The sequence below is a fragment of the Streptomyces resistomycificus genome (assembly GCF_001514265.1).
Lineage (GTDB): Bacteria > Actinomycetota > Actinomycetes > Streptomycetales > Streptomycetaceae > Streptomyces > Streptomyces resistomycificus.
Genome location: NZ_KQ948992.1, coordinates 630,818 through 655,375, shown reverse-complemented (window position 1 = coordinate 655,375; position 24,558 = coordinate 630,818). Strand labels below are relative to the sequence as shown.

25 protein-coding genes and 1 pseudogene are annotated in these 24,558 nt (G+C 71.2%); 9 read left to right on the top strand and 17 right to left on the bottom strand.

Annotation, left to right across the window (positions count from 1 at the left end; translation table 11 throughout):
• Positions 1–60: 60 nt before the first annotated feature.
• Both AQJ84_RS21165 and AQJ84_RS21160 read right to left on the bottom strand, forming a co-directional pair.
• Positions 61–687 (bottom strand): HAD family hydrolase, encoded by a 627-nt coding sequence (locus tag AQJ84_RS21165; protein ID WP_053191354.1) that lies wholly within the window; start codon positions 685–687, stop codon positions 61–63.
• The gene (locus tag AQJ84_RS21160; RefSeq protein WP_053191352.1) at positions 684–1,976 is read right to left on the bottom strand and encodes an LCP family protein; all 1,293 of its coding nucleotides are present in this window, start codon (positions 1,974–1,976) and stop codon (positions 684–686) included. The genes AQJ84_RS21165 and AQJ84_RS21160 overlap by 4 nt, the downstream gene beginning before the upstream one ends.
• A gap of 119 nt (positions 1,977–2,095) precedes the next feature.
• Here AQJ84_RS21160 and AQJ84_RS21155 point away from each other — a divergent pair, with 119 nt between their 5' ends.
• Positions 2,096–2,653, top strand: a complete 558-nt coding sequence (locus tag AQJ84_RS21155) for an acyl-CoA thioesterase (protein ID WP_030044432.1) — start codon at positions 2,096–2,098, stop codon at positions 2,651–2,653.
• Between the two features lie 80 nt (positions 2,654–2,733).
• Here AQJ84_RS21155 and AQJ84_RS21150 read toward each other — a convergent pair whose 3' ends face one another.
• Positions 2,734–3,891, bottom strand: coding sequence for an acyl-CoA dehydrogenase (locus AQJ84_RS21150; protein WP_030044431.1), 1,158 nt, complete (start codon positions 3,889–3,891; stop codon positions 2,734–2,736).
• 202 nt (positions 3,892–4,093) lie between these two features.
• Between AQJ84_RS21150 and AQJ84_RS21145 the strand changes: the two genes are divergently transcribed.
• Positions 4,094–5,437, top strand: a complete 1,344-nt coding sequence (locus AQJ84_RS21145) for a UDP-glucose dehydrogenase family protein (RefSeq protein WP_030044430.1) — start codon at positions 4,094–4,096, stop codon at positions 5,435–5,437.
• A 319-nt stretch (positions 5,438–5,756) separates the two neighbouring features.
• Here AQJ84_RS21145 and AQJ84_RS21140 read toward each other — a convergent pair whose 3' ends face one another.
• Positions 5,757–6,260: a CGNR zinc finger domain-containing protein gene (locus tag AQJ84_RS21140; protein WP_030044429.1), complete on the bottom strand. Its 504-nt coding sequence runs from the start codon at positions 6,258–6,260 to the stop codon at positions 5,757–5,759.
• Positions 6,261–6,362: 102 nt separating this feature from the next.
• On the opposite strand from AQJ84_RS21140, the gene AQJ84_RS21135 reads away from it, so the two are divergent.
• Positions 6,363–6,722 carry a VOC family protein gene (locus AQJ84_RS21135; protein ID WP_030044428.1) on the top strand — a complete coding sequence of 120 codons (360 nt, stop codon included), beginning with the start codon at positions 6,363–6,365 and terminating at the stop codon, positions 6,720–6,722.
• 25 nt (positions 6,723–6,747) lie between these two features.
• On the top strand, positions 6,748–7,140 hold the full coding sequence (locus AQJ84_RS21130) for a VOC family protein (RefSeq protein ID WP_030044427.1): 393 nt from the start codon (positions 6,748–6,750) through the stop codon (positions 7,138–7,140).
• A 26-nt stretch (positions 7,141–7,166) separates the two neighbouring features.
• Here AQJ84_RS21130 and AQJ84_RS21125 read toward each other — a convergent pair whose 3' ends face one another.
• Positions 7,167–8,291: a dipeptidase gene (locus AQJ84_RS21125; protein ID WP_030044426.1), complete on the bottom strand. Its 1,125-nt coding sequence runs from the start codon at positions 8,289–8,291 to the stop codon at positions 7,167–7,169.
• 149 nt (positions 8,292–8,440) lie between these two features.
• Here AQJ84_RS21125 and AQJ84_RS21120 point away from each other — a divergent pair, with 149 nt between their 5' ends.
• A complete protein-coding gene (locus AQJ84_RS21120; protein WP_030044425.1) occupies positions 8,441–9,130 on the top strand; it encodes a response regulator transcription factor in 690 nt (229 codons plus the stop codon).
• A gap of 5 nt (positions 9,131–9,135) precedes the next feature.
• Here the strand turns inward: AQJ84_RS21120 and AQJ84_RS21115 are convergent, their stop codons facing one another.
• Positions 9,136–9,504, bottom strand: a complete 369-nt coding sequence (locus AQJ84_RS21115) for a MerR family transcriptional regulator (RefSeq protein WP_030044424.1) — start codon at positions 9,502–9,504, stop codon at positions 9,136–9,138.
• On the opposite strand from AQJ84_RS21115, the pseudogene AQJ84_RS41100 reads away from it, so the two are divergent.
• Positions 9,467–9,927: pseudogene (locus tag AQJ84_RS41100) on the top strand (oxidoreductase); the annotation flags it as partial. The gene AQJ84_RS21115 and the pseudogene AQJ84_RS41100 overlap by 38 nt on opposite strands.
• On the opposite strand, the gene AQJ84_RS21105 reads toward AQJ84_RS41100, so the two are convergent.
• The 3 genes from AQJ84_RS21105 to AQJ84_RS21095 are packed head-to-tail and all read right to left on the bottom strand — an operon-like array spanning position 9,876 to position 12,720.
• A complete protein-coding gene (locus AQJ84_RS21105) occupies positions 9,876–11,054 on the bottom strand; it encodes a dipeptidase (RefSeq protein ID WP_030044422.1) in 1,179 nt (392 codons plus the stop codon). The pseudogene AQJ84_RS41100 and the gene AQJ84_RS21105 overlap by 52 nt on opposite strands.
• 5 nt (positions 11,055–11,059) lie before the next feature.
• Positions 11,060–11,584, bottom strand: coding sequence for a 5-(carboxyamino)imidazole ribonucleotide mutase (gene purE / locus AQJ84_RS21100; RefSeq protein ID WP_078632363.1), 525 nt, complete (start codon positions 11,582–11,584; stop codon positions 11,060–11,062).
• Positions 11,581–12,720: a 5-(carboxyamino)imidazole ribonucleotide synthase gene (locus AQJ84_RS21095; protein WP_030044420.1), complete on the bottom strand. Its 1,140-nt coding sequence runs from the start codon at positions 12,718–12,720 to the stop codon at positions 11,581–11,583. The genes purE and AQJ84_RS21095 overlap by 4 nt, the downstream gene beginning before the upstream one ends.
• A 153-nt stretch (positions 12,721–12,873) precedes the next feature.
• On the opposite strand from AQJ84_RS21095, the gene AQJ84_RS21090 reads away from it, so the two are divergent.
• Complete coding sequence (locus AQJ84_RS21090) at positions 12,874–13,422, top strand: GtrA family protein (protein WP_030044419.1); 549 nt, start codon at positions 12,874–12,876, stop codon at positions 13,420–13,422.
• Between the two features lie 10 nt (positions 13,423–13,432).
• On the opposite strand, the gene AQJ84_RS21085 is transcribed toward AQJ84_RS21090, so the two are convergent.
• On the bottom strand, positions 13,433–14,707 hold the full coding sequence (locus tag AQJ84_RS21085; protein WP_030044418.1) for an ATP-binding protein: 1,275 nt from the start codon (positions 14,705–14,707) through the stop codon (positions 13,433–13,435).
• Between the two features lie 62 nt (positions 14,708–14,769).
• Complete coding sequence (locus tag AQJ84_RS21080) at positions 14,770–15,447, bottom strand: response regulator transcription factor (protein ID WP_030044417.1); 678 nt, start codon at positions 15,445–15,447, stop codon at positions 14,770–14,772.
• A gap of 501 nt (positions 15,448–15,948) precedes the next feature.
• Between AQJ84_RS21080 and AQJ84_RS21075 the strand changes: the two genes are divergently transcribed.
• Positions 15,949–17,445 (top strand): oligopeptide:H+ symporter, encoded by a 1,497-nt coding sequence (locus AQJ84_RS21075; RefSeq protein WP_030044416.1) that lies wholly within the window; start codon positions 15,949–15,951, stop codon positions 17,443–17,445.
• A gap of 85 nt (positions 17,446–17,530) precedes the next feature.
• Here AQJ84_RS21075 and AQJ84_RS21070 read toward each other — a convergent pair whose 3' ends face one another.
• From AQJ84_RS21070 to AQJ84_RS21050, 5 genes are all read right to left on the bottom strand, one after another.
• Entirely contained in the window at positions 17,531–18,856 is a 1,326-nt protein-coding gene (locus AQJ84_RS21070) for a hypothetical protein (protein WP_374935397.1), read from the bottom strand.
• Entirely contained in the window at positions 18,853–19,929 is a 1,077-nt protein-coding gene (locus tag AQJ84_RS21065; protein ID WP_053191372.1) for a hypothetical protein, read from the bottom strand. Before AQJ84_RS21065 ends, AQJ84_RS21070 begins: the two co-directional genes overlap by 4 nt.
• Before the next feature lie 147 nt (positions 19,930–20,076).
• Positions 20,077–20,784, bottom strand: coding sequence for an LPXTG cell wall anchor domain-containing protein (locus AQJ84_RS21060; protein ID WP_030044413.1), 708 nt, complete (start codon positions 20,782–20,784; stop codon positions 20,077–20,079).
• A gap of 148 nt (positions 20,785–20,932) precedes the next feature.
• Positions 20,933–21,499, bottom strand: coding sequence for an ATP-binding protein (locus AQJ84_RS21055; RefSeq protein WP_030044412.1), 567 nt, complete (start codon positions 21,497–21,499; stop codon positions 20,933–20,935).
• Between the two features lie 220 nt (positions 21,500–21,719).
• Positions 21,720–22,106 carry an STAS domain-containing protein gene (locus tag AQJ84_RS21050; protein WP_030044411.1) on the bottom strand — a complete coding sequence of 129 codons (387 nt, stop codon included), beginning with the start codon at positions 22,104–22,106 and terminating at the stop codon, positions 21,720–21,722.
• A 250-nt stretch (positions 22,107–22,356) separates the two neighbouring features.
• On the opposite strand from AQJ84_RS21050, the gene AQJ84_RS21045 reads away from it, so the two are divergent.
• Entirely contained in the window at positions 22,357–23,250 is an 894-nt protein-coding gene (locus AQJ84_RS21045; RefSeq protein ID WP_107082712.1) for an RNA polymerase sigma factor SigF, read from the top strand.
• A gap of 109 nt (positions 23,251–23,359) precedes the next feature.
• On the opposite strand, the gene hutI is transcribed toward AQJ84_RS21045, so the two are convergent.
• Positions 23,360–24,532 carry an imidazolonepropionase gene (gene hutI / locus AQJ84_RS21040; protein WP_030044408.1) on the bottom strand — a complete coding sequence of 391 codons (1,173 nt, stop codon included), beginning with the start codon at positions 24,530–24,532 and terminating at the stop codon, positions 23,360–23,362.
• Between the last annotated feature and the right edge of the window lie 26 nt (positions 24,533–24,558).

Here is a 24,558-nt window from a genome sequence, read left to right as displayed (position 1 = left end):
CGACCACCGAAGGCTGACGCCTGACGCTTCGAGGGCACCCCTGGGGTGCCCTCGATCCGCTTAGGGGAACAGCGGCTCCAGCGCCCGTGCCAGGTCGCCCGCGCCGCGGAAGTGGACCGGCAGCATGCCCTCGGCTGCCGCCGCCTCGACGTTCTCCTCGGAGTCGTCGACGAACAGACAGCGGTCCGGACGTACGGCGGCCAGGGACGCGGCGAGCCGGTAGATGCAGGGATCCGGCTTGGCGAGGCCGACCCGGGCGCTGCTGACCACGTGGTCGGCGAGGTCGGCGAGCCCCAGGGAGGTGAGGTCGTCCTCCAGGCGGAGGGTGGCGTTGGTCACCAGGACGAGGGGGACGTGGACGCGGGCCCGGCGGAGCAGGGCGACGACCTCGTCGTTCGCGTGGAACGGGGACTCCAGGAGGGCCGCGCCCAGCTCCCAGGCCGTCGGCTCGGGGACCTGTCCGGTGAGGGTCTCGGCGATCGAGCGGACCCACTCCTGGGCGTCGATCCGCCCGAGCAGGAGAGGGAGGTCCCGCTCGGGGGCGAAGGCGACCTTCATGGTGGTGCCCTCGGCCAGCCCGGCGGCCCGCTCGAGAGCGTGCAGCCGGGAGGAGTCGTAGAAGCGGATCACGTTGTCGACGTCGCAGAGCACCGCGTCGAAGGGTGCTCTGCCAGGGCCGTCGCTCACGAGGACACCGTGACCTTCTCGTCGTTCTTGAGCTGCTCCACCAGCGTCTTCAGCTTGGCCTTATCCCAGACGAGGTTGCCGTTGCTGGAGCCGGAGATCGGCATGTTCATCGACTTGCCGTCACCGCCGTTGACGCTCTTCATCGCCCAGAACATGGTGGCCAGGTCGTACAGGCCCATGTCCTTGTCGACGATCAGCGAGTCCAGGCCCGCGCCCATCGTCGGGTACAGCTTGAAGGGGTTGAGGACCGTGCTCGGGGTGGCTACCTGGTTGGCGAGGGCCGCGAGGAACTTCTGCTGGTTCTTCGTACGGTCCAGGTCGGAGCCCGCCAGCGCGTACCGGGTGCGGACGAAGGCGAGAGCCTCCTCGCCGTTCAGGGTCTGCTTGCCCTTCTTGAAGTCCGCGCCGGACTTGGTGTCCTTGATGTCCTGCGGGATGTCCATCTCGACCCCGCCGACCGCGTCCACGATGTTCGCGAAGCCGGCGAAGCCGATCTCCACGTAGTGGTCGATGTGCAGACCGGTGTTGAACTCCACGGTCCGCACCAGCAGCTCGGGGCCGTCCTCGGCGTAGGCCGCGTTCAGCTTCACGTGCCGGCCCGTGCCCGGGTAGGTCTTGCCGGAGTCGGAGCCCTTGAACGTGGGGATCTCGACGTCCGAGTCACGCGGCAGGGAGATCAGGGTGTCGCCGTTGCCGCCCGTGTGCAGGATCATCATCGAGTCCGTGCGCTTGCCCTCGGCGGACCCGGTGTGCAGCTTCTTCTTCTCCTCGGCGGACATGCCGGCCCGGCTGTCGGAGCCGACGATCAGGTAGTTCGTGCCCTCGCCCGTCTCCGGCCGGTCGATGACCTTGGACAGGTCGACCTCGCGGTTGAGCTTGGAGTCGGCCCAGAAATAGGTGGCGACGCTCGTCACGACCAGCAGGGTCACCACGGTGATCGTGGTCACCTTGATCCGGCGACGCCAGTTCGGCGCGGGGCGCGGACCGCCGGTGCCGCCGCCCACCGGGCCGCCGGGGCCGCCGCCGTAGACCTGGCCGGTGTTGTAGCCGCTGTCGTACCCGTTGTCGTAGGCGGTGTCGTCACCGCCGTTGACGTAGGACGGCTGCTGCGGGACGCCGCCGTACGGCGGCGCCTGGTTGCCGTAGGCGCCCTGCTGCCCGGGCGGAGCCGGCCGGCCGCGCCGGACCTGCCGCATCACGCGGGCGCTCTCGGGCTGCGCGCCCGCGCTGCCGCGTCCGTACCGGTCGCCGCGGTTGTCGCCGGACCATCCCTCGGGCCAATCACTCATGGGCCCCAGTGTGCAGGGCAGGGCTATGTACCTTTCAAGGTTCGTCGGAAAATAAGGGCACCGCTGTTGCCAAGCTGACACAAATTCCCGGGTTGTCGCCTCGGCATAAGGTGGAGGCCATGACAGAACAGGCCTCAGTCGCGGACCCGGAGACTCCGGATATCCCGGGCAAGCCGACCTCCGCGTCCCGGACCACGCTCAGCCACATCATGACCCACAACGACACGAACCTTCTGGGCACCGTGCACGGTGGCGTGATCATGAAGCTGGTCGACGACGCGGCCGGTGCCGTGGCCGGACGGCACAGCGGCGGGCCCGCCGTCACCGCGTCCATGGACGAGATGGCGTTTCTGGAGCCGGTCCGCGTCGGCGACCTCGTCCATGTGAAGGCCCAGGTCAACTGGACCGGCCGGACCTCGATGGAGGTCGGTGTGCGGGTCCTGGCCGAGCGCTGGAACGAGTCCGCCCCGGCCACCCAGGTCGGCTCCGCCTACCTCGTCTTCGCCGCCGTGGACGCCGACGGCAAGCCGCGCCGGGTGCCGCCGGTGCTTCCGGAGACCGAGCGCGACAAGCGGCGCTGCCAGGAGGCCCAGATCCGTCGCACCCACCGGCTGGCGCGACGCCGGGCGATCATGGAGCTGCGGGAGCGGCGGGCGGCGGAGGGGTTCGAGGACTGAGGTCGCCGGCCCGGCCGGAACGCGTGAGGGCACCCACGAAGCGGGCGCCCTCAGTCGTGCCGGCCGGGCCGGAGCGTCGGTTACGGCAGGTTGCGCGCCATGACGATCCGCTGGACCTGGTTCGTGCCCTCGTAGATCTGCGTGATCTTCGCGTCGCGCATCATGCGCTCCACCGGGTAGTCCCGCGTGTAGCCGTAGCCACCGAGCAGCTGGACCGCGTCCGTGGTGACCTCCATGGCCACGTCGGAGGCGAAGCACTTGGCGGCGGCGCCCTGGAAGGTGAGGTCCTTGTCACCGCGCTCCGACTTGGCGGCCGCCGCGTACGTGAGCTGGCGGGCGGCCTCGACCTTCATGGCCATGTCGGCGAGCATGAACTGGATGCCCTGGAAGTCGGCGATCGGCTTGCCGAACTGCTTGCGCTCCTGGACATAGCCCTTGGCGTAGTCGAGGGCGCCCTGGGCGACACCGAGGGCCTGGGCGGCGATGGTGATGCGGGTGTGGTCCAGGGTCTTCATCGCCGTGGCGAAGCCGGTGCCCTCCTCGCCGATCATGCGGTCGGCCGGGATGCGGACGTTGTCGAGGTAGACCTCGCGGGTCGGGGAGCCCTTGATGCCGAGCTTCTTCTCCGGGGCGCCGAAGGAGACGCCCTCGTCCGACTTCTCGACCACGAAGGCCGAGATGCCCTTGGAGCGCTTGGTCGGGTCGGTGACCGCCATCACCGTGTAGTACTCGGAGACGCCCGCGTTGGTGATCCAGCGCTTCACGCCGTTCAGCACGTAGTGGTCGCCGTCGCGGACCGCCTTCGTCTTCATGCCCGCCGCGTCCGAACCCGCGTCCGGCTCGGAGAGCGCGTACGAGAACATCGCGTCGCCCTTGGCCAGCGGCGCGAGGTACTTCTTCTTCAGGTCCTCCGAGCCGGACAGGATCACCGGCAGGGAGCCCAGCTTGTTCACGGCGGGGATCAGGGAGGAGGAGACGCAGGCGCGCGCGACCTCCTCGATGACGATCACCGTGGCCAGGGCGTCGGCACCAGCGCCGCCGTACTCCTCGGGTACGTGGACGGCGTGCAGGTCGTTGGCAACGAGGGCGTCGAGAGCCTCCTGCGGGAAGCGGGCCTCCTCGTCGACCGCGGCCGCGTACGGCGCGATCTTCGCCTCGGCCAGCGAACGGATCGCGTCACGGAGCATGTCGTGCTCCTCGGACGGGCGGTACAGGTCGAAGTCAGCCGATCCGGCCAAGGTCTCTCACGCTCCAAAGACGCTGCGGTGCTGGCGCTAATTACCGTTAAGTAACTCGAATTTTAGAGGCCTGCCCACGGCCGTGCGTACGTGAGTTTGGCGACAGCGGGAAAGTTGCCCGCCAAAGGCCTCTCCCATGCCCCGACTATGCTCTTCCCGCGCACCCGACGCACCCCCACGGCCGTCCCCCCTGGAGCACCACATGAGCCTCAAGATCACCGTGATCGGCACCGGCTACCTCGGCGCCACGCACGCCGCCGCCATGGCCGAGCTCGGGTTCGAGGTGCTGGGGCTGGACGTCGTGCCGGAGAAGATCGAGATGCTCCAGCGGGGCGAGGTCCCGATGTACGAGCCAGGTCTCGACGACCTGCTGCGCAAGCACGTCGCCGGTATCGAGGGGTCGAGCGGGCGGCTGCGCTTCACCATGGACTTCGCCGAGGTGGCGGCGTTCGGCGACGTCCACTTCGTCTGCGTGAACACCCCGCAGCGGCACGGCGAGTACGCCTGCGACATGTCGTACGTCGACTCCGCGTTCGCCGCGCTCGCGCCGCACCTGACCGGCCCCACCCTGGTGGTGGGCAAGTCGACCGTGCCGGTGGGCTCCGCGGACCGGCTGGCCCGCTACCTGGTGGAGAACTCCCCGGCCGGCGAGGGCGCCGAGCTGGCCTGGAACCCGGAGTTCCTGCGCGAGGGCTTCGCGGTCCAGGACACGCTGCACCCGGACCGGATCGTGGTCGGCGTGCGCAGCGAGCGGGCCGAGAAGCTGCTGCGCCAGGTGTACGCCACCCCGCTCTCGGAGAGCACGCCGTTCGTGGTCACCGACTTCCCGACCGCCGAGCTGGTGAAGACGTCCGCGAACTCCTTCCTGGCCACCAAGATCTCCTTCATCAACGCGATGGCGGAGGTGTGCGAGGCCGCCGACGGCGATGTCGCGAAGCTGGCCGAGGCGATCGGCTACGACGACCGGATCGGCAAGAAGTTCCTGCGGGCGGGCATCGGCTTCGGCGGCGGCTGTCTGCCGAAGGACATCCGCGCCTTCATGGCCCGGGCCGGTGAGCTGGGGGCCGACCAGGCGCTGACCTTCCTGCGGGAGATCGACTCGATCAACATGCGCCAGCGCGGTCAGATGGTGGAGCTGACCCGGCAGGTGCTGGGCGGCGGGTCCTTCCTGGGCAAGCGGGTCGCGGTGCTCGGCGCCACCTTCAAGCCCGACTCGGACGACGTGCGCGACTCGCCCGCGCTGAACGTCGCCGGGCAGATCCATCTCCAGGGCGGCCAGGTCACGGTGTACGACCCGAAGGGCATGGCCAACGCCCGCCGGCTGTTCCCGACGCTCGGGTACGCCGACTCCGCCGTGGACGCGGTCCGGGGCGCCGACGTCGTACTCCACCTCACCGAGTGGCGCGAGTTCCGCGAGCTGGACCCGGCCGCGCTCGGCGAGGTCGCGGCGACCCGGCTGATCCTGGACGGGCGCAACGCCCTCGACCCGGCGCTGTGGCGGAAGGCCGGCTGGACGTACCGGGCGATGGGGCGGCCGACGGCCTGACGGAGTCCGGCCGGGGCGCAGAACCCGGCCGCCTCGCTCCGTACTCCGGGTTCCGTGCTGCCGGGTCTCCTCGGCTCGCAGCGGGGTTCGGCGCAGCTCCGGCGGTTCGGGCAGACCGAGTGACGGCCCGCCGACGCGGCCCGCGGCACAAGAACGCCGCTCCGGCCGGGGCTCAGCCGGCCGGAGCGGCGCGCGTCCCATTCTCCACGTCTCCCCCGTGCTTCGGGAACCGCTTTCCAAGGTGGGGCCGGGATTCTCGCGTCCCCGGCATGAGGGCCCTCACCCCTCACCCTGCCGGCCGCCCCCGGCGCCCCGCGCCTCAGCCCTTCGCCCGGTAGCGGCGCATCTTCGCGCGGGCCCCGCACACCTGCATCGAGCACCAGCGGCCGCGGCCGGCCGGGCTGCGGTCGTAGTACGCCCAGAGGCAGTCGACGGCCTCGCAGGCCTTCAGCCGGGTCCAGGTTCCCTCCACCAGGGCCTGGGCGACGGCCGCCGCGACGCGGGAGAGCAGCGGGCCCTCGTCGGCCGGGGCGAGGGCCGCCGAGCCGTCGCCCGCGTCGACCGTCACCACCAGGGGCGCCCGCGCGAGCAGCTCGCCCAGCGGGGTCACCGTGCGGTGCGCCTGATGGCCCGCGTGGGCGAGCAGCGTCGCGCGCAGGGACTCGCGCAGTTCGCGGGCGGCCGGGAGCTCGTCCTGAGTCAGTCCGAACCGGGCCCGGCCCTCCACCCCGTCCAGCGAGTCGGCGCCCGACTCGACGTCCAGCGTGTTCACCAGGGACTCGACCAGGGCCAGGCCACCGGGCGCGGGCGATCTCTCACTCATGCTTGCGACGTTACCTCCAATGAGGGAGCATGCAGTAACCGTTACTGGTTACCCGCTCCTACAGGTAACGTCTGCGGGTAATTCCGACGCCAAGGAGGAGTCATGGCTGTCGCCACACTGGGTGCCGTCGTCCTGGACTGTCCCGACCCCGCCGCCCTCGCCGGGTTCTACGCCGACGTGCTCGGCGGCACCGTGGTGGGGCAGGAGGACTGGGTGGACCTGAAGCTGCCCGGCGGGCAGACGGTGGCGTTCCAGGCCGCCCCCGACTTCGTGCCGCCCCGGTGGCCCTCGCCCGACCACTCGCAGCAGTTCCACCTGGATCTGGAGGTGCCGGACCTGGACGCGGCCGAGAAGGAGGTGCTGGCGCTGGGGGCGAGGCCGCTGGAGACGGAGGACCGCTCGCGGACCTTCCGGGTTTACGCGGACCCGGCGGGGCACCCGTTCTGCCTCTGCGCCTGCTGATCACCTGTCGAACCGGGAGGATCCCATGGCACCCGTCGCCCGTCTGCGTTCCGTCGTCGTCGACTGTCCCGACCCGCACGCGCTGGCCGCCTTCTACGCCCGGATCGGCGGCGGCACGCCCGAGGCGGAGGACGACGACTGGGTCGTCCTGCGGATCCCGGACGGGCCGCGGCTCGCCTTCCAGCGGGCCCCCGGCCTGACCCCGCCGGAGTGGCCGCGCGCCGACCGGAACGCGCAGCAGTTCCACCTCGACTTCGAGGGCGGGACCACGTGGGAGGAGATGGACGCGGCCGAGGAGAGGGTGCTGGCGCTGGGGGCCCGGGTCCTGGACGGGGAGGACTACGAGAAGAAGGACTTCCGGGTGTACGCCGACCCGGCGGGCCACCCCTTCTGCCTCTGCCGGATCGATCCGCTGTAGTCGCCCGCCTCGGGCAGTCGCCCGCCTCAGCCGTCCAGGTCGGAGATCTTCGCCGTGGACGGCTCCCGGCGCTGGCTGGTGGCGTGCGCGGTGAAGTCGGCGCCGCGCAGGACACGCTGGACGTTGCCCCAGGTCAGCAGGGCGATATCGGTCTCGGGCCAGCCGCGGCGCAGGAGTTCGGCGATGAGGTGCGGGTAGCAGGAGGCGTCGCCCAGCTCCTGGGGGTGGGCGGTGCCGACGTCGTAGGTGCCGGACAGGCCCACGCACTCCGCTCCCGCCACCTCGCGCACATGGTCGAGGTGGTCGGCGACGTCCCGGACCGTCGGACCGGTCTGCTCGGCGGTCAGCGGCACCATGCACAATCCCTTGTTCTCGCCCAGCGCGGCGAGCAGGTCGTCGGGCAGGTTGGCCGGGTGCGGGCGCAGCGCGCGGGCGGCCGAACGGGTGCACATGACCGGCGCCTTGGACACCGCGAGCGCCCGTCGGATGGTGTCCGCCGAGGCGCCGGAGAGGTCGGCGAGGACGCCGAGGCGGTTCATCTCCCGCAGCACCTCCTCGCCGAACCGGGTCAGTCCGGCCTCGCTCGCCCAGGTGACGCCGGTCAGGGTGAGGACCCGCACCCCCAGGGCGTACAGGGAGCGCAGGATGCCGAGGGAGTCGCCGAGGGCGGCGGCTCCGGCCGGGCCGAGCAGCACGGAGATGCGGCCGCAGTTGCGTACGTCGGTGGTCTGGCCGGCGGTGTGCGCGAGGCGCAGGCCCTCGGGGTGGTTGCGTACGACCGTCTTGATCAGGTCGAGCTGTTCCAGGGTGGCGCCGACGGCCCGGTCGCCGTCGAGGCCCTCGGGCAGGTGCAGCGACCACAGCAGTGCGCCGACACGGCCCTCGCGCAGCCGCGGCACATCGGTGTCGACGGCGCTCTCCCCGACTTCCAGGTCGTACCAGGGCAGGTGCCGCAGCGCCCAGGGCAGGCCGTTGTAGCCGTCGGCGACCGGGTACGCCTCCAGGATGGTGCGGGCCCGCTCCAGTGGGGTGGTGCCGGCGGCGGCGGGGGCGCAGGGCTCCACCGGGAAGGGCTCCGGGAGCGGCTCGGGCAGGTCGTCGAAGTCGCCGACCTCTGTGGTGGTGTGCAGTTCGTCCTGGAGGTCTGCCATGGCGGGCTCCGTACGTCGTGAGGTACGTCGTGATCGTCCTGATCGCCGTACGGTCACCGTCGCACGGAGCCACGGGGCCTTCCTGGTGGGCGGGGCGTTCGGGGTATGGACGCGGGCACCTTTGGCCATGGCTTTTCGTCCTCTAGTACGTGAACGTTCAAAGACCCACCCCGCTCCGCGTCCTCGTCGTGGACGCCGACCCCGCCGCCCGGCCCCTGATCAAGGAGCTCGGCGACCTCGGCTTCGAGGTGTACGCCGCCAGCCGCGGCCGGTTCGCGACGCCCGTCGGCCGTTCGGTGCGGCCCGACCTCGTCATCCTCGACATGGCCCTGCCGGACGACGACGCCGTCGGGACGTACGACGGACTGCGCGCGGCCGGTGTCCGGGCACCGGTGCTGTTCCTCTCCGCCGGCGAGGACACCGAGGCCGCCGCAGCGGTGCGGCGCACGATGGCGGCCCTGGACGGGCATCTCACCAAGCCGTACGAGGTCGCCGAAGTCGTCGCGCACGGCCGGGAGTTGCTGGCCCGCGACCTGGCCGACGAGAGCCGGCTGCTGCGCCACGGGGACCTGTCGGTGGACCCGGCACGCCGCCGGGTCTGGCGGGACGGCACCCGCGTCGAGCTCTCGGCCCGGGAGTTCGAACTGCTCGGCTACCTGCTGGACCACGCCGGTCAGGTCGTCACGAAGAAGCAGATCCTGGAGCGGGTCTGGGGGGCGCCGTTCCGCACCGGGACCGTCGAGACGTACATCTACTATCTGCGCCGCAAACTGGGCGACGGCGACCAGAGGCTGATCCGGACCGTGCGCGGCGTCGGCTACACGATGGTGCGCGACTGACCGGCTCAGCTGTCCCGCGCCGCGTCGATCACCTCGTCGAGCGTGTCCCGGGAGCGGACCAGGTCCGCGATCATCCGGTCGATGCGCTCGCGTTCCTCGGTGAGGTCGGCGACGAGTTTCGGCGTGACCACGGCCGACGGGCCGCCGTCGGTGTCCCGCATGCAGGGCAGCAGTCGCGCGATCTTCGAGCTGTGCAGCCCGGCCGCGAACAGCTCCTGGATCCTGACGACCCGGTCGACGGCCGCCTCGGGATAGTCCCGGTGACCGCCTGCCGTGCGCCCGGCCGCCAGCAGCCCCTGCTGCTCGTAGTAGCGCAGCGACCGCTCGCTGACCTGGGTCGCCGAGGTCGGACCCGAGCGGACGGGACTGCGGATCTCCCCCGGCCACACCGTCAACGGCGTCGAGGAGCACGACACGCAGGTCCTCTACCCGGCACTCGTCGAGCGACTGCGGGACCTGCGACCCGCCTACCTGCACCTCGTGTACGCCGATCCGGCCTCGCCGGTCTACCGCCGCATCCGCGAGGACTGGCCGGGGACCCTGATCGCCAACCCCGTGCTGGGGGAGGTCACCACGGAGGCGGTCCGCCGGGCGTCCGCCGAGCTGCTGGCCGCCGGCGCCGACCTGATCGCCCTGGGCCGGCCCTTCCTGGCCAACCCCGACCTGGTGGCCCGGCTGCGGCTCGGCGGTACCTGATGTACGTGGGCGGGGCGACCGGCTACACCGACTACCCCGCCCTCGACGATCAGCCGTCCAGCTCGCCGATGGTGGCGTTGGACGGGCCCCGCCGGGCCTGAAGGTCACGGGCCACGTCCTCCGCCGCGCCCAGCACCCGTACCGCGTTCTGCCAGGTCAGCTTGGCCAGGTCGGCCTTCGACCAGCCGCGGTCGAGCAGTTCGGCGAGAAGGTTGGGATACCCGGAGACGTCGCCGAGGCCGTCCGGGGTGAAGGCCGTGCCGTCGTAGTCGCCGCCGATGCCGAGGTGGTCGACGCCCGCGACCTCGCGCATGTGGTCGAGGTGGTCCGCCACCGTCGAAACGGTCGCCACCGGACGCGGGGTGCGCTCCTCGAAGGCGCGGTGCACCTTCATCGCCTCGGGGGTGGTGGCGAGGTGGTGGAAGCCGTGCGCGCGCATGTTCTCGTCGGCCGCGACCGTCCAGTCGACGGCCGCCTGGAGCACGAACTTCGGGACGAACGTCACCATCGCCACACCGCCGTTGGCGGGAAGGCGTTCCAGCACGTCGTCGGGGATGTTGCGCGGGTGGTCGCAGACGGCCCGCGACGAGGAGTGGGAGAAGATCACCGGCGCGGCCGTCGCGTCCAGCGCGTCCCTCATCGTGGTGGCCGCCACGTGCGAGAGGTCGACCAGCATGCCCTCGCGGTTCATCTCCCGCACGACCTCACGGCCGAACGCCGACAGGCCGCCCACACCCGGCTCGTCCGTCGCGGAGTCGGCCCACGCCACGTTGTGGTTGTGGGTGAGGGTCATGTACCGGACGCCCAGGGCGTACAACCCCCGCAGCGTGGCGAGGGAGTCGGCGATCGAGTGCCCGCCCTCCGCGCCCATCAGCGAGGCGATACGGCCTTCCGCACGCGCCTCCTCCATGTCGGCGGCGGTGCGTGCGGCCCGCAGGTCGTCCGGATAGCGCGCCAGCAACTGCCGTACGCAGTCGATCTGTTCCAGCGTCGCGGGGACCGCGTCGGGCAGGTCCGAGCGCACGTACACCGACCAGTACTGCGCGCCGACCCCGCCCGCGCGCAGCCGGGGGATGTCGGTGTGCAGGTGGGCGCCCTGGTCGGTGGCGATGTCACGGGCGTCGAGGTCGTAGCGGACCTGCTCGCGCAGCGCCCAGGGCAGGTCGTTGTGGCCGTCGACGACGGGGAACTCCCTTAGGAGCGCCCGGGCTTGTTCAGCCGAGCTCATCCGGGTCACTTCCCGAAACCGAAGCCGTTGCCCGCTCCCTCGACCTTGGCGCGCAGGCGCTTGCCCTTCTCGGTGGCCTGGTCGTTCAGCTCCTGCTGGAACTCCCGCATCCGACCGAGGAGTTCCTCGTCGTGCGCGGCGAGGATGCGGGCGGCGAGCAGTCCGGCGTTGCGGGCACCGGCGACCGAGACGGTCGCGACGGGCACGCCGGCCGGCATCTGCACGATCGACAGCAGGGAGTCCATGCCGTCGAGGTACTTCAGCGGCACGGGCACGCCGATCACCGGCAGCGGGGTGACCGAGGCGAGCATGCCCGGGAGGTGGGCGGCGCCGCCGGCCCCCGCGATGATCACCTTCAGTCCGCGCTCCGCGGCCTGCTCGCCGTACGCCACCATCTCGCGCGGCATGCGGTGCGCGGAGACGACGTCGACCTCGAAGTCGATCTCGAACTCGGCGAGGGCCTGGGCCGCGGCCTCCATCACGGGCCAGTCGGAGTCCGAACCCATGACGATGCCAACAACGGGGCTCATTCGGTGATCGTGCCTCTCAGGTAGCCGGCTGCGTGACGGGCGCGCTCCAGCACGTCGTCCAGGTCGTCGCCGTAGGTGTTGACGTGGCCCACCTTGCGGCCGGGCTTCACGTCCTTGCCGTACATGTGGATCTTCAGCTGGGGGTCGCGGGCCATGCAGTGCAGGTACGCGGAGTACATGTCCGGGTAGTCGCCGCCGAGGACGTTCACCATGACCGTCCACGGCTGGCGCGGGCGCGGGTCGCCCAGGGGCAGGTCCAGGACCGCGCGGACGTGGTTGGCGAACTGGGACGTGATCGCCCCGTCCATCGACCAGTGGCCGGAGTTGTGCGGGCGCATCGCGAGCTCGTTGACGAGGATGCGCCCGTCGCGGGTCTGGAACAGCTCGACGGCGAGGTGCCCGACGACGCCCAGTTCCTTGGCGACGGTCAGCGCGAGCTGCTCCGCCTCCAGGGCCAGCGTCCGGTCGAGGTCGGGGGCTGGCGCGATCACCGTGTCGCAGACGCCGTTCACCTGCCGGGACTCCACGACCGGGTAGGCGACGGCCTGGCCGTGCGGGGAGCGCACGACGTTCGCGGCGAGCTCGCGGACGAAGTCGACCTTCTCCTCGGCGAGGACCGGCACCCCGGCCCGGAAGGGGTCGGCGGCCTCCTCGACGGAGTCGACGACCCACACGCCCTTGCCGTCGTAGCCGCCGCGGACGGTCTTGAGGACGACGGGGAAGCCGTCGCCCTCCGCCGCGAAGGCCACCACGTCCTGCGGGTCGCTCACGATCCGGTGCCGTGGGCACGGCACCCCGATCGCGTCGAGCCTCGCCCGCATCACGCCCTTGTCCTGGGCGTGCACGAGCGCGTCGGGGCCGGGGCGGACGGGGATGCCCTCCGCCTCCAGGGCCCTGAGGTGCTCGGTGGGTACGTGTTCGTGATCGAACGTGATCACGTCGCAGCCCCGCGCGAACTCACGCAGCGTGTCGAGGTCGCGATAGTCGCCGACAACGACTTCGCTCACCACCTGCGCCGCGGAATCCTGAGGGGTGTCACTGAGGAGCTTGAACCTGATGCCGAGCGGGATGCCTGCCTCGTGTGTCATACGAGCGAGCTGGCCCCCGCCGACCATGCCGACTACCGGGAACGTCACGCCCCTAGGGTATCGGCCACGCCACGGTGGCCGATTTCACCTCCGGCGGGCCGGTCCTTTGCCCTGCGGTGAACCCATCCACAGGCGATCACGAAGGGGGGGTGGTTAGCATGGCAGCGTTGACGAAACCGACAGACGGGGGCCTGGACAGCCATGGAACGTGGTTCCTCGGGGTCTCGTACGGCGCGCTCGGCGCCCCCCAGCGCGGCACGACAGCGCTTCGCCCGGCTGGTGCGCGAGGCTGCGAAGTTCGGCGCGGTCGGCGGGGCCGGCGTGCTGGTCAACCTCCTCGTGTTCAACCTGGTGCGGCACACGACCGAGCTTCAGGTCGTGCGCGCCAGTGTCATAGCCACGGTCGTCGCCATCGCCTTCAACTACGTCGGGTTCCGTTACTTCACCTACCGTGACCGCGACAAGTCCGGCCGCACCAAGGAACTCACCCTGTTCCTGCTCTTCAGCGCGGTGGGCCTGGTCATCGAGAACGGCCTGCTCTACGCGGCGACGTACGGCTTCGGCTGGGACAGCCCGCTGCAGAGCAACATCTTCAAGTTCGTCGGCATCGGCGTCGCCACCCTGTTCCGCTTCTGGTCGTACCGCACCTGGGTCTTCCGCACGCTTCCGGCCATGGAGGCGGTGGCGAGCGCGGAGTCGCTCCTGGCCAGGGAAGCGAAGAAGCCGCGCACCGGGCAGCGCGTGCCGTGACCGGGTCCCGCTAGCGAACCGTCGGCTCCGACGCGCCCGCCGACTTCCTGACCGGCGTACGCGACAGGAACAGGCCGAACACCGCGGGCTGGGCCTGGAGCATCTCCAGACGGCCCCCGTCGGCCTCCGCCAGGTCCCGGGCGACCGCCAGGCCGATCCCCGTGGAGTTACGGCCGCTGATCGCCCGCTCGAAGATGCGGGCTCCCAGGTCGGCCGGGACGCCCGGGCCCTCGTCGGTGACCTCGATGACCGCCTGGTTCCCGGTGACCCGGGTGCGCAGCGCGACCGTGCCGCCGCCGTGCATGAGGGAGTTCTCGATCAGCGCGGCCAGCACCTGCGCGACCGCCCCGGGCGTGCCGACCGCCTGGAGGTGCCGCTTGCCGGAGCTGACGATGGCCCGGCCCACCCCGCGGTAGGCGGGGCGCCACTCGGCGAGCTGCTGCTGGATGACCTCGTCGAGGTCGAAGGTCACCGCGGATCCGGTACGGGGGTCGCGGGAGTTGGTGAGCAGCCGTTCCACCACGTCGGTGAGGCGCTCGACCTGGGTGAGCGCGATAGTGGCCTCCTCCTTCACCGTGTCCGGGTCGTCGGTGAGGGTGATCTCCTCGAGCCGCATGGACAGCGCGGTCAGCGGTGTACGCAGCTGGTGGGAGGCGTCGGCGGCGAGCCGGCGCTCGGCGGTCAGCATGCGGGCGATGCGTTCGGCTGAGGAGTCGAGGACGTCCGCGACCCGGTCCAGCTCGGGCACGGAGTACCGCTTGTGCCGGGGGCGCGGGTCGCCGGAGCCGAGGCGTTCGGCGGTCTCGGCGAGGTCGGTGAGCGGCGAGGCGAGCTTGTTGGCCTGTCGGATCGCGAGCAGCACCGCGGCGATCACCGCGAGCAGCGCCACCAGCCCGATGATCAGCAGCGTACGGCCGACCTCGCGGGTCACCGAGGAGCGCGGCTCCTGGACGACGACGGTCTCGCCCTCCTCGCCCTTGGCCTCGCCCTCGATGACGTCGTCGGTGGGCGGCTTGGTGCCGACCTCGATGGCCTTCTCGCCCGGGATCCGGATCACGGCGTAGCGGTCCCCGGAGACCTGGTTCTTCAGGACCTCGGCGTCGACGTTCCCGGCGCCGAGCAGCCGGCTGTCCACGATGCTGGCCAGCCGGGCCGCCTCGAGCTCCACCCGCTCCTGGGCACTGTTGCTGATGGTGCGGGTCTCGACGATGACGAGCGAGACACCGAACACCGCGATGACCACGAGGACCACGGCGAGGGTGGACTGGATGAGACGGCGACGCACAGGGCCCTCCGGGCGGTGACTACAGGGGGAGTGCGGAGGGGGCGACGCCCCGGCGCAGCCGGCTAGCTCTTCTCGAAGCGGAACCCGACGCCCCGCACGGTGGCGATGTACCGCGGGTTGGCGGCGTCGTCCCCGAGCTTCTTGCGCAGCCACGAGATGTGCATGTCCAGCGTCTTGGTCGAGGACCACCACGTGGTGTCCCAGACCTCGCGCATCAGCTGGTCGCGGGTGACGACCCGCCCGGCGTCCCGCACGAGGACCCGCAGCAGGTCGAACTCCTTGGCGGTGAGCTGGAGCTCCTCGTCGCCCATCCACGCCCGGTGCGACTCGACGTCGATGCGCACGCCGTGGGTGGCGGGCGGCTGCGCCGGCTCCGAGGCGCCGCGGCGCAGCAGGGCCCGGACGCGGGCGAGCAGTTCGGCGAGCCGGAAGGGCTTGGTGACGTAGTCGTCGGCGCCCGCGTCGAGACCGACGACGGTGTCCACCTCGTCGGCGCGCGCGGTCAGGATGAGGATCGGGACGGTGAGGCCCTCGGCGCGCAGCCGGCGGGCCACCTCCAGGCCGTCCATCCCTGGCAGCCCCAGGTCGAGCACGACCAGGTCGATGCCGCCCTGGATGCCGGCGTCGAGTGCGGTGGGGCCGTCCTCACGCACCTCGACCTCGTACCCTTCCCGGCGCAGGGCGCGGGCCAGCGGCTCCGAGATGGACGCGTCGTCCTCGGCGAGCAGTACACGGGTCATGAGCTGATGGTAGTCCGCTCACGACAAGAGCTGGGGTGTGATCGGCAAGGGTGATTCTTACCTAGGGACATGCCGGACTTCACAGCCGTCCTTACCTTGGTATGAACCTATGCCTCTAGGGTGAGATTCGTGAATAGACCTTGGAAATGAGGTGCACGGTTCCACCCTCACCTGTGATCCGCGTCTCAAGTCCTTCCATATCATGCTCTGTCCTGCCGTATGGTGAATGAAACGCCTGTAGCACCGCGGGGCCTTTGGCGGCCGTTTGACGCCGAGGGTCTCTTTTGTGTGCGGGCCGGTTTCCGCCGGCCTCGAAAGGAACGACCTGTGGCCGGGCCCCCGTGGCGGGGGCGTGGATCCCGGCGGTCGCCGTCCACCGCCCCGTGACCCGGGGCGGGCTCCCCGTGGGCGTGGGGTGGACGGGCCGAGCCGCCGGTGCCGGCCGCCCCCCACCGGGCGCGCATTCGCTCTGGCGCGCGTCCCGACCAGCAAGGATCGACCATGGCGTCCAGCCTGACGAAGGACTCGGTCACCCCGGGCACCCCCGGTTCCGAGACGACCTTCTTCGGCCACCCCCGCGGACTGGCCACTCTCTTCATGACCGAGATGTGGGAGCGTTTCTCCTACTACGGCATGAGGGCTCTTCTCCCGCTGTACCTCGTCGCTCCGGGCGGCCTACACCTGAACGCGGCCACGGCTACCGCGATCTACTCCGTGTACGTGTCGCTGGTGTACCTGCTCGCCATGCCGGGCGGCTGGTTCGGCGACCGCGTCTGGGGTCCGCGCAAGACCGTGGCCGTCGCCGGTGCGGTCATCATGCTCGGCCACCTCACGCTGGCCCTGCCGTCCTCCGGCACGTTCTACGCCGGTCTCGGCCTGGTCGCGATCGGCTCGGGTCTGCTGAAGGCCAACATCTCGACGATGGTCGGCCACCTGTACTCCGGCCCGGACGACCCGCGCCGTGACGGTGGCTTCACCGTCTTCTACATGGGCATCAACCTCGGCGCCTTCGCGGCACCGCTGGTCATCGGCACCGTCGGCGAGAACGTCAACTGGCACCTCGGCTTCGCGCTCGCCGCGCTGGGCATGGCGCTGGGCCTGGTGCAGTTCCTGCTCGGCAGCCGCCACCTCGCGGAGCGTTCCAGCGTGGTCCCGACGCCGCTGTCCGCCGAGGAGAAGTCCTCGACGCTGCGCAAGGCCGCGGTCTGGGCCGGGATCGCCGTGGTCTTCTACGCGATCGTCGGCTTCACCGGCCACTACACGCTGAACTGGATCCTGGTCCCGCTGACCCTGCTCGGCGTGATCATCCCGGTGATGGTCCTCACCCGCATCAAGCGCGACAAGGACCTGGACCGCTCCGAGCAGAAGTCGATGTCCGCGTACATCTGGTTCTTCGTGGCCGCGGCCGTGTTCTGGATGATCTACGACCAGGGCGGCTCGACCCTGTCGATCTTCGCCGACTCCTCCGCCGAGAACAGCGTCTTCGGCTGGGAGTTCCCGGTCTCCTGGTACCAGTCGGTCAACCCGGTCCTGATCATGGCGCTGGCCCCGGTCTTCGCCTGGTTCTGGCTCGCGCTGAACCGGCGCGGCAAGGAGCCCAGCACGATCGTGAAGTTCTCCTCGGGCCTGGTCCTGGTCGGCGCCTCCTTCTTCCTCTTCCTGGCCCCGCTGACGATCGCCGAGGGCGGCCACAAGGCGGCCGCGCTGTGGCTGGTGGGGATCTACTTCATCCAGACCGTCGGCGAGCTGCTGCTCTCGCCGGTGGGCCTGTCCGTCACCACGAAGATGGCGCCCGCGAAGTACGCCTCCCAGATGATGGGCGTCTGGTTCCTCGCCGTCACCGCCGGTGACGCCACGACCGGCCTCCTGTCCATCGCCGGTGTCGACCTCAACAAGACCGGCGTCGTGGCCCTCGAGGCGACGCTCGCCGTGGTCGCCGGTGTCGCGGTGTGGATGTACCGCAACAAGGTCAAGGAGCTCATGGGCAGCGTCCGCTGACGCCTGCCCGGCCGACCGGGCCGACGGAGGGCCGCCGCACCCGCGTGGGATGCGACGGCCCTCCGTGCGTTCCGGCCCGGGTGGGTCAGCGCCTTCCGCGTCCCGGCAGGAACGTGAACACCGCCCCGCCCAGCAGGACCGCCGTCCCGGCCACCAGACCCAGTGCCTGCAACGCCCCGTCGTCGTCCGCGCCGGTGTCCGCCAGACCGCCGCCGCTCGCCGACGAGCCCCCCGCCGACCCCGACCCCGAGGCCGCGGAGCCGCCGGCCGCGCCGCTCGCCTGCTGGGTGGTGTCGAGGGTGAGGGAGACCGCCGACTCGGTCGGCGTGCACGTCGTGGTCGTCCCGAGTGCCTTGACCGTCAGCACCCCAGGCGACAGCGTCGACTCGCCGCTCGCGCCCGGTCTATAGGTGCCCGTCAGGTCCGGGATGGTCATCGGGTCACCGGACTTGACGGCCTCCGCGTTGGCCGGCCCCTCCACGTGCACGGTGCCCGTGTCGGCGCCGCCCAGGACCACCTCCATCGACGGCTTGACCGAGTCCTCGGGAATGTCGGCCGGACTGTCCATCACCGATCCCTTGAACTGGACGGTGAGGTCGTAACTCCCGCCGTTCTTCTTGGCGTTGATCTGCACCGGCGAGGTCGCTTCCTTGTCGCCGATGGGCGTCTTGCAGGCGTACGGCACCCGGACCTCCTTGCCGGTGAAGTCCGTCTGCCCGTCGCCGCCGCCACCGGAGCCGCCCGTGTCCGTGCCGTCGCTCTCACCGGCCGAGGCGGTCGGGGTGGCCGTCGGGGTCGGGGAGGCGCTCTCGGTCGGGTCCGGGGTCTGCGTCGGCGTGGACGTCCCATCGCCCGCGGCCACCGTGATGGTCGCCGCCGGCCGCACGACCTGAGTCGGCGCGCACTTCGTGTCCGTCGACATCACGTTGATGTCGTACGCGTCCGGCGTCAGCGTGACCTCCCCCGGCGCCGTGAGCTTCAGGGTGCCCTTCATGTCGGACAGGACCATGTTCCCGCCCTTGGGGATCGCGGGGTTCTCCCGCGGCCCCCGCATCGCGACCTGGGCGGTCTGCGCGCCGGCCGCCTTCAGCGTGCCGGACGGCTGCACGGAGTTCGCGGGCAGGTCGATCAGGTCGGGGTTCTTCGAGGCGGCCCGCACGAACTTCCACACCACCTCGACCTCGTCGCCGACGGTCGCGGTGGCCGGTGCGGTGATCTCCACCTCGGTGGTGCCGTCGACAGGGGGCAGGCCGGCGGCCGCGGGCGGCACGCACCGGGTCGCGTACGCCACCTCGGCGGCCTGGGCGGGCGCGACGGCGACGCCGAGCACCAGGGCGACACCCGCCGCGCCCGCCCCCGCTCTCAGGGCCCCGCGTCCCCGGTCCGGTGTGGCTCTCCTTCGCATGCTCACGTGGGTCCCTTCCTGGTGGGAGTCGCAGGACTCGTCGGGCTGTCGTCGCGCTGTGCGGAGAGCCGGCCCGCCGTCCCCGTCCCCGGATCGGCGTCCGGGGTGAACCACGGCAGGGCCGAAGCCGAAGGGGACCCCTTCCCGGGAGTCCGGGACGTCTTCGAGCCGGGCAGGCGCAGGGAGGGTTCGGGCAGGCGCGGCCCGCGGCGGCCGCCTCGGGTTCCGCGGGGGCGCCGCGGCCGGACCCGGTCCACCACCGCCATCCCGGCGCGGAACACCGCGGCCGGCACGACCACGCAGGCCAGGACCCAGAACAGCGTCACGCCCCACGGCCGGCCCACGCCCCAGGGCTGCTCGGCGAGGACCTTCCCGCCGTACTTCAGGGAGACGGTGTAGTCGCCGTGGGCGCCGCCGGCGAGCTCGACGGGCAGTTCGATCCGTGCCTTGCGCCCCGGCTCGATCGTGCCGCGCCACCGTTGTTCCTCCCACTGCGGGGCGAACACGCCGTGCGAGGTACCGACCTGGAAGACGGGGTTCTCGACGGCGGAGGTCCCGACGTTGCCGACGGTGACGACGAGGGTGCGGGCGGGCGGGGCCCCGAACCAGGTCAGCAGGCCGCTAGAGCCGTCGAGGCGGGTGTCGGTGAGCACCGACAGCCGTCCGCCGGACGACTCGGCGGGCAGCGGTTCGACCGCGTGTCCGGCCACCTGGAAGATCGCGTCGGCCTCCGCCTTCGCCCCGGTCACCGTCGCCACGTGCACCACGCAGGGGCACGGCACCGGCGGCTCGGCGACCGGCAGTCTCCTGCTGAAGCGCCCTTCGGCGTCGGTGGTGACGGCCCGGCCGTCCGGGTTGGCGCAGGAGTTGGTGCCGCCGGTCAGCCCGCGTGACGGCACGGACTGCCCGCAGATCAGGATCATCAGCAGCGCCCGGGCCCGCCATCCGTCCCCGGTGACGGTGATCGAACCCCCGGTCCCCGCCTGCGACTCGGAGAGCCTCACGGCAGGTCCGTCCGCCGCCGAGGCGGTGCCCGTAAAGCTTCCCGCCAGGGGCGGCACGAGCAGCGCCAGCACCATCGCCCACACCGGGATCCGCAGCTTGCCGCTCACGTCGTCACTCCCGTCAACTCGGCTCCCTTACACGGGCGTTTGGGCAGCCTGTCCCTGAGGTTCCACCCACCGGCGTGAACGACAGCGGCGGCTGAGGCGGTGGGGGTACGTCCGTCAGCGGCGGGCCGTCTGGTTCCTCCGGGTCAGCCACAGCGCGCCCGCCGCGCCGGCCAGCAGCACGGTGCCGCCGAGCGTGCCGAGGGCGATCGCGGAGTCCTCGGGGCCGGTCTGCGGGAGCCCGGCGTCGGAGTCGCCGCCGGAGCCGCCGCCCGACGCGGAGCCGCCCTGCGGGGCCCCGCCGCCCGCCGCCGAGACGTCCAGACTCAGCGACGGCTCGGGGCTGTTCGTCGGCGTGCAGGTCGTCGTCGTGCCCAGCGCCTTGATGGTGAGCACGCCCGCGGTGAAGGTGACCTTCCCGGTCTTCTTCGGCGTGTACGTGCCCGACAGGTCGTTGATCTTGATGGGGGTGTTGGCGGGTATCGCGGCCTGGTTGGCGGGCCCGGTCACCGCGAGGGTGCCGCTGTCGGCGCCGCCCAGCCTGATGGTGGCGCTCGGGCTCATCGCGCCCTTGCCCAGTTCGACGGGGCTGGAGGAGACACCCTTCTGCCACGACATGGTGACCTTGTAGGCGCTTCCGCTCTCGACCGCCTTGATGTCGATGGGCGAGACGGCGCTCTTGTCACCGATCGGCGTCTTGCACTGGTAGTTGACGTCGACGACCTCGGCATGGGCCGCGGGGGCGGCCATCAGCACCGCCGAGCCGGCCAGGGCCGCGGCCGACGCGAGCGCGGCGGTTCGTTTCTGGTACGTCCGGTGCGACACGGCGCCCACCGTCCCCTCATTCCTGACGGCACATCAGATGGGCCGTCAAGGTACGCCGGGGGTCATGAGGAGGGAAGACACAACGCGCGCCGGATGTGTGGCGATTCGGCGCGCGGACAGTGACGTACGTCGGCAGGGGCCAGGCGGGTTACGCCGGTGCCCCCAGCTCGGCCCAGACCCTCTTGCCCGAGACGCCGGGGGTGCGGACGACCCCCCAGTCCAGGCAGAGCCGCTGCACGATGAACATGCCGTGGCCGCCGGGGCGGCCGGCGCGGTGCGGGGTGCGCGGGGCGGGCTGGCCCGTGCCCTTGTCGGAGACCTCGACCCGGATCACCTTGTTGTCGCAGGTGATCCACATCTCGTCGGGCCCCTCGGCGTGCAGACAGGCGTTGGTGACGAGTTCGGAGACGACGAGCAGCACGTCCTCGGCGGCGGCCCGCTGGTCCGCGGTCGCGGCGGGCAGCCAGCCCCACGCGTACAGCGCCTGGCGGGTGAAGTCGCGGGCGAGCGGAACGACCCCGCTCTCCCCCTCGAAGTCGAGCCTGCGGATCTCACGCCCCGCCGACGACACGGCCGAGCCCCCGTCGGACGTCCCGGTCACAGGCACGCCTCCCTCGGGCACGCCGGTCACGGGCGCGCCCCTCTCGGACGCTCCGGAAGCGCCGCTGGGCTCCGGGCGGCGGTCGCCCGGCGGGTAAGGCCGGGTGGTGCTCATCAGCGCTTCACCTCACCGATTCACCAGTTCACGATTCAGAATTCACTGCGCAGTCCGTCCCTGCGCAGCGGGGCACCGAACACTCGGTACGGGAGTCTCCTGCCCGACCCGACCGGCAGAACACCCTGTATTCGGCACGAAACGCGTGACGAACCGAAAGTGCCGGTCACAGGGGGACGAGCGAGGCACGGTCACCATGGTCGGGAGGGCGTCCACCGGCTCAGCCGGTCTCGCCCGTCTCGCCTGCCAGGGCCGCTTCCACAGTGTCATGGACAGTGAAGACCGCATCCGCCCCCGTGATCTCGAAGACCCGCGCCACCACCGGCAGCATCCCCGCCAGATGCACGCCGCCGCCGGCCGCCTCCGCCTTCAGGCGGGCACCCAGGAGCACGTTCAGCCCGGTGGAGTCACAGAACTCCAGGCGCGTGCAGTCGACCACCAGCCGACTGAAACCCTTCGCGAGGCACTCCTCGAGTGGCTCACGCAACAGATCGGCGGTGTGGTGATCCAACTCACCCGCCGGGGTCACAACGGCACTGGAGCCCTCTTCGCGCACTTCAACCAGAAGTCGGCCCGACTGTGCGCTACCGACCGTCCCGCGGTCCATGCCGTCTCTCTCTCCCGACGTCGTGGCTGCTGCTGACGCCCTCGAACACTACGCCTTCTCCACACCCTCCGACACCCGAACAACCATCCACAAACGGACATAACCGCACATAACGCACTTGCGGTGGCCTCAGGAAACCGGGTAGGGCTAGTAGAGACACGTACCCGACACGGCCGGCTTTGGAGGCGCCGCACACCGCAGTGCACGAATTGGCTTCGGCAGCCATATGCCGAGAACGATGGAGGACATCATGTCACCCCGGCTCGACGCATCGCATACCCATCCGGCGACGTCGACATCCCCCCCGGAACATCTGAATCCCATCGAGCAGGACGACGTACTCGCCGGGCTTCCGGAGATCCCGCCCTACGACGAGGTGGGGCCGGTGGACGCACGGGCCCTGTCGAAGACCCTCTTCGCGCGCCTGGCGTCGCTCGAGGAAGGCACCCACGAGTACTCCTACGTCCGCAACACGCTCGTCGAACTCAACCTCGCCCTGGTCAAGTTCGCCGCCTCCCGGTTCCGCTCCCGCAGCGAGCCGATGGAGGACATCATCCAGGTCGGCACCATCGGCCTGATCAAGGCGATCGACCGCTTCGAACTCAGCCGAGGCGTCGAGTTCCCCACCTTCGCGATGCCAACCATCGTGGGCGAGATCAAGCGCTTCTTCCGGGACACGTCGTGGTCCGTCCGCGTACCGCGCAGGCTGCAGGAGCTCCGGCTCGACCTGGCGAAGGCCGGCGACGAGCTGGCCCAGAAGCTCGACCGCGCGCCCACGGTCACGGAGTTGGCCGAGCGCCTGGGCATCTCCAACGACGAGGTCGTCGAGGGCATGGCCGCGTCCAACGCGTACACCGCCTCCTCCCTGGACGCACAGCCGGAGGAGGACGACTCCGAGGGCGCCCTCGCGGACCGCATCGGCTACGAGGACCACGGGCTCGAAGGCATCGAGTACGTCGAGTCCCTGAAGCCGCTCATCGCGGAACTCCCCTCGCGCGACCGCACGATCCTCTCCCTGCGCTTCGTCGCCGGCATGACCCAGTCCGAGATCGGCGACGAACTCGGCATCTCCCAGATGCACGTGTCCCGGCTGCTGTCGCGGACGCTGGTGCGGCTGCGGAAGGGCCTGACCGTCGAGGAGTGACGGCGAGCGCCGCCGACGGTGACTGAGAGACCCGGCCCGGGACGGGCCGGGTCTCAGTTGTCGTGTTTTGTTGGTTTGCCGCTCCCGGGCCGCGTCACCCCGCCGCGCGTCACACCACCCGGACACCCCGCCGCCACACCCCGCTGACCAGCGGCACGCCCGGCCGGTAGGCCAGATGGACGTGGCTCGGCGCGTCGAGGAGTGTCAGGTCGGCGTGCGCGCCCGGCGTGAGGCGGCCGACGTCGTCGCGGCGCAGCGCGCGCGCCCCGCCCGCCGTCGCCGACCACACCGCCTCGTCCGGCGTCATCCCCATGTCCCGCACCGCGAGCGCGATGCAGAAGGGCACGGACGAGGTGAAGGACGAGCCCGGGTTGCAGTCGGTGGAGAGGGCGACCGTGACCCCGGCGTCGAGGAGACGGCGGGCGTCGGGCCACTCGGCGCGGGTGGAGAACTCGGCCCCGGGCAGGAGGGTGGCGACCGTGTCGCCGGCGGCCAGGGCGTCGACGTCCGCGTCCGTCAGGTGCGTGCAGTGGTCGGCGCTGGCCGCGTCCAGTTCGACCGCGAGCTGCACTCCGGGGCCGTAGGACAGCTGGTTGGCGTGGATGCGCGGGTGCAGCCCCTTCGCCCTGCCCGCCGTGAGGATGGCCCGGGCCTGGTCGCCGTCGAAGGCGCCCTTCTCGCAGAAGACGTCGATCCAGCGGGCGTACGGGGCGCAGGCGTCGAGCATCTCGCCGGTGACGAGGGCGACGTACGCGGCGGGGTCGTCGGCGTGGTCGGGGGAGACGATGTGGGCGCCGAGGTAGGTGACCTCGTCGGTGTGGGCGGCGGCGATGCGCAGGGCGCGGGACTCGTCGGCGACGGTCAGGCCGTAGCCGGACTTGGTCTCGAAGGTGGTCGTGCCCTGGCGGAGGGCCTCGGCGAGGTAACGGGTGAGGTTGGCCTCCAGTTCGGCGTCGGTGGCGGCGCGGGTGGCGGCGACCGTCGTGCGGATGCCGCCGGCGGTGTAGGAGCGCCCCGACATCCGGGCGTTGAACTCCTGGGTGCGGTCGCCCGCGAAGACCAGGTGGGAGTGGGAGTCGACGAAGCCGGGGAGGACCGCGCGGCCGGCGGCGTCGACCCGGTTGTCAGTGGCGGGTGCTTTGCTTGATTCACCGGTCCACGCGACACGGCCGCCGTCGATGACGACGGCCGCGTCCTGGATCAGGCCGAGAGGGGAGCTGTCACGTAGGGAGGGGTCGTTGGTGACCAGCGTGGCGATGTTGGTGATGACTGTGCTGCTCATCGTGTCCTCGTGGGGGCGGGGTGCGG

What these genes read in the sequence shown, in the direction of transcription:
- purE (WP_078632363.1), bottom strand. Translation starts at nt 11,584, where the DNA reads ATGAGCCCCGTTGTTGGCATCGTCATGGGTTCGGACTCCGACTGGCCC.
- AQJ84_RS21130 (WP_030044427.1), top strand. Translation starts at nt 6,748, where the DNA reads ATGGCACCCGTCGCCCGTCTGCGTTCCGTCGTCGTCGACTGTCCCGAC.
- AQJ84_RS21050 (WP_030044411.1), bottom strand. Translation starts at nt 22,106, where the DNA reads ATGGACCGCGGGACGGTCGGTAGCGCACAGTCGGGCCGACTTCTGGTT.
- AQJ84_RS21055 (WP_030044412.1), bottom strand. Translation starts at nt 21,499, where the DNA reads ATGAGCACCACCCGGCCTTACCCGCCGGGCGACCGCCGCCCGGAGCCC.
- AQJ84_RS21155 (WP_030044432.1), top strand. Translation starts at nt 2,096, where the DNA reads ATGACAGAACAGGCCTCAGTCGCGGACCCGGAGACTCCGGATATCCCG.
- AQJ84_RS21160 (WP_053191352.1), bottom strand. Translation starts at nt 1,976, where the DNA reads ATGAGTGATTGGCCCGAGGGATGGTCCGGCGACAACCGCGGCGACCGG.
- hutI (WP_030044408.1), bottom strand. Translation starts at nt 24,532, where the DNA reads ATGAGCAGCACAGTCATCACCAACATCGCCACGCTGGTCACCAACGAC.
- AQJ84_RS21045 (WP_107082712.1), top strand. Translation starts at nt 22,357, where the DNA reads ATGTCACCCCGGCTCGACGCATCGCATACCCATCCGGCGACGTCGACA.
- AQJ84_RS21075 (WP_030044416.1), top strand. Translation starts at nt 15,949, where the DNA reads ATGGCGTCCAGCCTGACGAAGGACTCGGTCACCCCGGGCACCCCCGGT.
- AQJ84_RS21080 (WP_030044417.1), bottom strand. Translation starts at nt 15,447, where the DNA reads ATGACCCGTGTACTGCTCGCCGAGGACGACGCGTCCATCTCGGAGCCG.
- AQJ84_RS21065 (WP_053191372.1), bottom strand. Translation starts at nt 19,929, where the DNA reads ATGGTGCTGGCGCTGCTCGTGCCGCCCCTGGCGGGAAGCTTTACGGGC.
- AQJ84_RS21105 (WP_030044422.1), bottom strand. Translation starts at nt 11,054, where the DNA reads ATGAGCTCGGCTGAACAAGCCCGGGCGCTCCTAAGGGAGTTCCCCGTC.
- AQJ84_RS21090 (WP_030044419.1), top strand. Translation starts at nt 12,874, where the DNA reads ATGGAACGTGGTTCCTCGGGGTCTCGTACGGCGCGCTCGGCGCCCCCC.
- AQJ84_RS21135 (WP_030044428.1), top strand. Translation starts at nt 6,363, where the DNA reads ATGGCTGTCGCCACACTGGGTGCCGTCGTCCTGGACTGTCCCGACCCC.
- AQJ84_RS21125 (WP_030044426.1), bottom strand. Translation starts at nt 8,291, where the DNA reads ATGGCAGACCTCCAGGACGAACTGCACACCACCACAGAGGTCGGCGAC.
- AQJ84_RS21140 (WP_030044429.1), bottom strand. Translation starts at nt 6,260, where the DNA reads ATGAGTGAGAGATCGCCCGCGCCCGGTGGCCTGGCCCTGGTCGAGTCC.
- AQJ84_RS21145 (WP_030044430.1), top strand. Translation starts at nt 4,094, where the DNA reads ATGAGCCTCAAGATCACCGTGATCGGCACCGGCTACCTCGGCGCCACG.